3 protein-coding genes are annotated in these 5,859 nt (G+C 73.2%); 1 reads left to right on the forward strand and 2 read right to left on the reverse strand.

All coding sequences use genetic code 11. The features are described 5' to 3' along the window. Window positions 1-156: 156 nt before the first annotated feature. Window positions 157-1,080 carry an SCO0930 family lipoprotein gene (locus tag AOK00_RS29370; protein WP_055603262.1) on the forward strand — a complete coding sequence of 308 codons (924 nt, stop codon included), beginning with the start codon at window positions 157-159 and terminating at the stop codon, window positions 1,078-1,080. 121 nt (window positions 1,081-1,201) lie between these two features. Here AOK00_RS29370 and AOK00_RS29375 read toward each other — a convergent pair whose 3' ends face one another. Next, the gene (locus tag AOK00_RS29375) at window positions 1,202-1,912 is read right to left on the reverse strand and encodes an Lsr2 family DNA-binding protein (RefSeq protein ID WP_055603263.1); all 711 of its coding nucleotides are present in this window, start codon (window positions 1,910-1,912) and stop codon (window positions 1,202-1,204) included. A gap of 103 nt (window positions 1,913-2,015) precedes the next feature. After that, the coding region (locus AOK00_RS29380) for a condensation domain-containing protein (RefSeq protein ID WP_079042254.1) at window positions 2,016-5,859 on the reverse strand (3,844 nt) is incomplete at its 5' end.

The raw sequence follows: 5,859 nt of genomic DNA on the forward strand, positions 1-5,859 counted from the left end.
GGCATCGCACGAGAGCGCCGGTCGGGGGAGGACCCGGCCGGCGCTCTCGTGCGATGCCGCCGAAAAAATCTCCGGATCCGTTGAACCCGCCCCGTACGGCCCGCGTGTTTCCGGTGCCGACAGAGACCAACGAAGTACCGGATAAGAGGAGTTCTCATGATGAACCTGCGCAAGCTCACCATCGCCGCAGCCGGGACCGCCCTCGTGCTCGGGGCGACGGCCTGTGGAACGCAGGGCACCACGAACGGCTCCAGCCAGCAGGCCCCGGCGCAGACGGCCGCCCCCGCCGCCGACGGCAACAGCGGCGCCGACGCGTACGGCAACGGCGCGGACACCCGCACCGAAGCCGCCACCGCGTCCGGCCCGCTGGCGGTCCGCGACGACGCCAAGCTGGGCCCGCTCGTGGCCGACGCGGCCGGATTCACCCTCTACCGCTTCGACAAGGACACCGCCGACCCCTCCTCGTCCGCCTGCGCAGGCGACTGCGCCAAGGCCTGGCCCCCGGTCCCCGCCTCCGCCACCAAGCCCGGTGGCGTCGACGCCGCGAAGACCGGCTCGGTCAAGCGGGCCGACGGCACCGAGCAGCTGACCATCGCCGGCTGGCCGGTGTACCGCTTCGCCAAGGACACGGCGCCCGGCCAGACGAACGGCCAGGGCGTGGGCGGCACCTGGTTCGCCGTCACCCCGGACGGCAGGAAGGCGGGCGTGAAGGAGGCGGCCGAGCCGCTCCCGGCCCTCTCGCTCGCCGACGACGCGAAGCTCGGGAAGATCATCCGCGACGGCAAGGGCCGCACCCTCTACCGCTTCACCAAGGACACCGCCTGGCCCATGAAGTCCAACTGCGAGGGGGCCTGCCTCGAGAAGTGGCGGCCCGCCAAGCTGGTCGACCTCGACGACGTCGAGGGCATCGACCCGAAGAAGCTGATCACCTTCACCCGCTCGGACGGCACGAAGCAGCTCACGATCGACTGCTGGCCCCTCTACTGGTTCACCGGCGACAAGACCCCCGGCGACACCAACGGCCAGGGCGTCGGCGGCACGTGGTTCGCCGTCACGGCGAACGGCAAGCTCGCCAAGTAGGTCCTTCGAGCCCCGCCGCACGACTCACCCGCCCCCGACGCCACGGGGGCGGGTGAGTCCTGTGGTGCGGCCGCCGTCGAGCGCGACGAGCGGCGAGAGCCCTCCGGGCAGGGGAACGATGTCAGCGGGGTCGGTCGGAGTGCGTCGCCGCCTCCCACGCCTCGAGGATCGCGATCGGGACGCGTCCCCGGTCCGGCACGTCGTAGCCGTTGGCCCTGGCCCACGTGCGGACGGTGCTCGTGCTGACCTGTGACCAGGTCCTCGGGGCGGTGACCGGTACGCGACCGCGGAGACGGGACGGCGTGAAGGCGGGTCCGCTGTCGTGCAGGTCGCGGGGGAACAGCGGGATCTGCAGCCTCCCGCCGAGGACGTCGACGAGGAACGCCGTCACCGACCCGCTGTACGTGAACCAGGGGGCGCCCAGCCGCTCGGTGACGGCGACCGTCCACCGGTCGGGGTCGTCGCGGGGCCGGGTGTCCCAGAAGAGGTAGTCCCCGTTTCCGGTGACGCCCACGGCCAGGAGATCCTCGGTCGCGCACGGAAGCCCTCCCGTACGACGAGCGTCGGCGCTCCGCCCCGCGTCGAGCTGCGCCCGCAGACGCGCCGGCATGGGGCCGGTCAGGTCGACCCATTCACTGAGGGCACCGGGCAGGTAGAGGGCGAGAAAGTCGCAGAACTCCCCGGGCCCGTAGGCGGCGACGAGTTCCTTGTAGTCCCGGGGCAGGCTCATGCCCAGCTCGCCCTCGGCGAGGGACCAGTCGGGCGCCGGCGGAACGACGGCGGGAGGCGGGCACAGGGCGGTCAGCGCGGCGAGGCCGGTGGGAGCGGTCACCGGACCAGTACATCGCGACCGCGCCACCCCCGGGCACCCACCCCTGACGCCGACCGGACGTCTGCCGATCCGCCGGCGACGGACCGTGCCGCCGTGCCGAGATCTACTCCTCACGAACACGCCGGCCCCAGCGGTGTCCGGACGGTCGGCGCGGGAAGCCGTCGAGATCGTCCTCCTCGGCTGCGACCACATGTCCCAGGAGGTGCAGCGGGCCCGCTGTGACGCCCGCCGCGTCCATCCCCCGCCAGTACGCCAGCGCGAGCCGCGCGTCCACCAGGCCGTGAACCAGGGGGAGTTCCGGGTCGACGGCGTGCAGCAGCGACTCCAGGCGGCAGGAGGCGATCGTGTCGGGGAGCCACGCGCGCGCGGCGTATCCCGCTGCTGCGGCGGGCGGCAGCCCCGGAGCCGTACGGCGTGCTACGGATCCACCGGCGCCGACGGATCCGCCTGACCCGCCTGACCCGCCTGAGCCACCCGCGCCGACCGAGAGCAGGCCGCCGCCGACGATGAGGACGTCGCGCCGCTCCCGCATCCGGGCCAGTGCCTTCGTCGTGTCGAAGCAGTGGGGGAAGGAGTCGTCGACGACGACCGTGCCCGGTCGGATGCGTGACACGTCGAGGATCGCCCGGCCTCCGCTCACCGCCGTGACGAGGAGATCGGCCTCGTAGACCTCGGTGGGGAGGTCGGACGGGCCGGACTCGTGGATCTCCACGTTCCGGGCCAGACCGCGGGCGATCAGATCGTCGGCCAGGATGCGCAGCCGTGACGTACTGCCGGCGACGTCGCACAGGAGCAGCCGGGCCGGCGGCTCGGGTGCCAGGGTCAGGAGCAGTTCGAGCGACGCACTTCCGATGGAGCCCAGGCCGACCACGGCAACGGCGAGATCCCCGAGATCCCCGAGATCCCCGAGATCCCCGAGGTCAGTGAGATCTCCGAGATCGCGTCGGCCGGCGAGGTCTCGGCCCGTCCTGACGAGCGCGGCATGGACAGTCTTGACCACGGACACCGCGGTCGCCGCGTGCCCGGTCGTCAGCGCCGTCGGTCCCGCCGTCTCCCGCAGAACACCGAAGCCGTACGCCGTCAGGGACGGGATCATCCCCGCGAGCGAGACGGAACGGGCGCCCGACGACGCCGCGAGCTCGACGGCGCGGGCCGTACGAGCGGCGAGGTCGGGCGTCGACGCGAGCTCATCCGCGAACAGCGGCAGGCACACGAAGCCCGAGCGCCCCAGAGGCGTGTCGATCTCCTCCACGAGCCGGGGGCGCCCGCCAGGGAACAGCAACTCCCGGAGCTGCTCACGCGACGCCGCCACCTCGGCCGCCGCCACACCGGGCCCGCCCAGACCGCTGCGCCCGCCGTGCCCGGCGAACGCCGCGAGCGCGGCAAGCTGGCCCGGCGGCGGGAGGTACCCGACGAGCGCGGAGTCGAGGACGCCGGGAGACGGCGGCGCGACCGGGTGACGCGGCAGGCCGTCCGCCCGACCGACCGCGCCGCCTTCGGTCATCCCCTTCCGCAACGCACGGGTGAACGAGACGAACGCCGCCTCGTCGGGGAACGCCGTGGTGGCCGCGCGCAGCGTCACCCGTAGCTCTCCCTCTCCGACCGGCCGTACCGCCAGGAACGTGTCCGTGCCCACCGGCGGAGGCGCGAGTTCGGCGTCTGCGTCGTCCCATCGCACGCTCAGGGTGTCGCCGCTCATCGGCCCGAGGGCGGAGAAATCCAGGAAGGTGAAGAAGAACTGGGCCGTCGGCGGAAGCCCGCCGTCGCTCCGAGGAGGCTGGACCCCCTCGCCACGGGCCGCCTCGACCTCCTCCACGACCGCCCGAAGGTCGTCGGCGAACGTGCGGCCGGCCGCCCTCTCCCCGGACAAGAGGCCAGGCCGGAGCGGCACGGCGGCGGCGTAGGGACCGAACACCAGGTGGGCGTCGGGCCGCGCGTCGTCGCGGCCGGACACGGCGAGACCGAGGATCAGGTCGTCCTGCCCGGTCGTGGCCGCCAGCGTCCGGTAGTACGCGGTCAGGACCGGGGCGAAGAGCGTCGTACCCGCTTCGGTGGCGATCCGGCGGAGCACGGCGACCTCGTCCGAGGCCAGGGTGAATCCGGTGGAGCGGTACGGCGGCGCCTCGGGGTGCCTGGCCGGCGTCCGTTCCCCTGCTCCGCCTCCGAGGACCGGGCGCCGATACGGCCTGTCCGGTCGGGCGGCCCGGTGGGTGGCGGTGTCGGCGGACGCGGCCGTACGCTCCTGAAGAACGACGTGCTCGCGGAACGTGCCCCGCAGCGGCGGGAGTTCGGCGGACTCGCCCCGTACGACACGGTCGTAGACGGCAAGCAGCTCCCGGCCGAGCAGCGCGACGCTGTAGCCGTCGCCGATCAGGTGGTGGGCATGGACGACGAGCGCGTGCTCGTCGGGCCCGAGAGTGAGCACGCGCAGGCGCAGCAGCGGCCAGGCCCAGGACTCGAAGCGCCGTTCGCGTTCCTCGGCTGTCCGCGTCGCGAGGAGGCCCGGCTCGGCGAGGGTCTCGAATTCGACCGGGAGCCGGAGGGTGGGCGGGAGCTCCTGCTGGACGGGCGGACGCATCCCGGCGGGGAACACGGTCCGCAGCATCGGATGGCGTACGACGCAGGCGTCGACGGCCTGCTGGAACGCGTCGGGCTGGAGGGGCCCCTCGACCCGCAGGCAGGCGAGCCACGCGGTGGGCGAGCCGGGCGCCATGGCCTCCGCGAGCAGGAATCCGCGCTGGGAGGGCGAGAGGGGGAACGGAGACGGACTGCCGTGCCCGTTCCCGTGCTCACGCCCGTTCCCGTACTCGCTGAGGCACGAGGCCGACCGGTCGGTCTCGGCCTGCCCGTCCGTCGGTCCGCGATCGATGGCGGCCGCGAGCGCGGCCAGCGTGCGGTGGGTGTAGACCACAGTGGGCCGGGGCAGGGCCGGGATCGTCTCCCGCAGTCGGGCGAAGACCTGGAGGACGAGCAGGGAGTCGCCGCCGAGGGCGAAGAAGTCGTCCTCGCGCCGGATCGCGTCCGCGTCCGCGTCGAGGAGTTCGGACCAGACACGGGACAGCAGGACCTCGGTCGAGGTCGCGGGGAGCGATCCCGATGAACCCCCCTCGGGACTCTGCGGTTCGGCCGGCGGGGTCTTCAGACCGGCGCGGTCGATCTTGCCTGTTCCCGTCAGGGGGAGTTCGTCGACGAGGTGGATTCGGGTCGGGAGCATGTACTCCGGAAGGGTCCGCGCCAGGTGGGCGCGCAGTGCCGTGGAATCCGGAGCCGTAGCGCCCGGCAGACACTGCACGAAGGCGCTCAGCCGTTCCTCACGATGGACCACGGCGGCGCGGGCGACCGCCGGATGTGTCAGGAACGCCGACTCGACCTCGCCGAGTTCCACCCGGTGACCACGGATCTTCACCTGGTCGTCGAGGCGTCCGAGGAACTCGATGACGCCGTCCCTGCCGCGCCGGACCCGGTCGCCGCTGCGGTACCAGCGACGCCCGTCGCGTTCGGTGAACGCGGCGGCGGTCAGTTCCGGGGCGTACAGGTAGCCGGGGGTGAGCCCCACACCGGAGATGAGCAGCTCGCCGGGCTCGCCCGGTGCGCAGCGCCGCCGGCCGTCGGCCGTGACGACGTCGACCTCCGTGCCGGTGAGGGGGGTTCCGATGGGGAGGGTCCGCACGTCGTCGGCGGGGCGGGCCTCGATGATGTGGAAGGTGGCGTTGATGGTGGCTTCGGTGGGCCCGTAGAGGTTGGCGATCCGGTGCCCGGGCCCGAACAGGTCGTACCAGCGCCGTACATGAGCGGGTGGGAGCGCCTCGCCGCCGACGTGGATCCAGCGCAGGGCGGAGAGGTCGGGAGCCGGCCCGCCCTCCCTTGTCCGTGCCTCCGCGGCCTCCAGCAGGCGGGACCACAGACTCGGAACCGAACTCCACACCGATACCCGGGCCTGCTCGACC

It is taken from the genome of Streptomyces aureus, assembly GCF_001418135.1.
Lineage (GTDB): Bacteria > Actinomycetota > Actinomycetes > Streptomycetales > Streptomycetaceae > Streptomyces > Streptomyces aureus_A.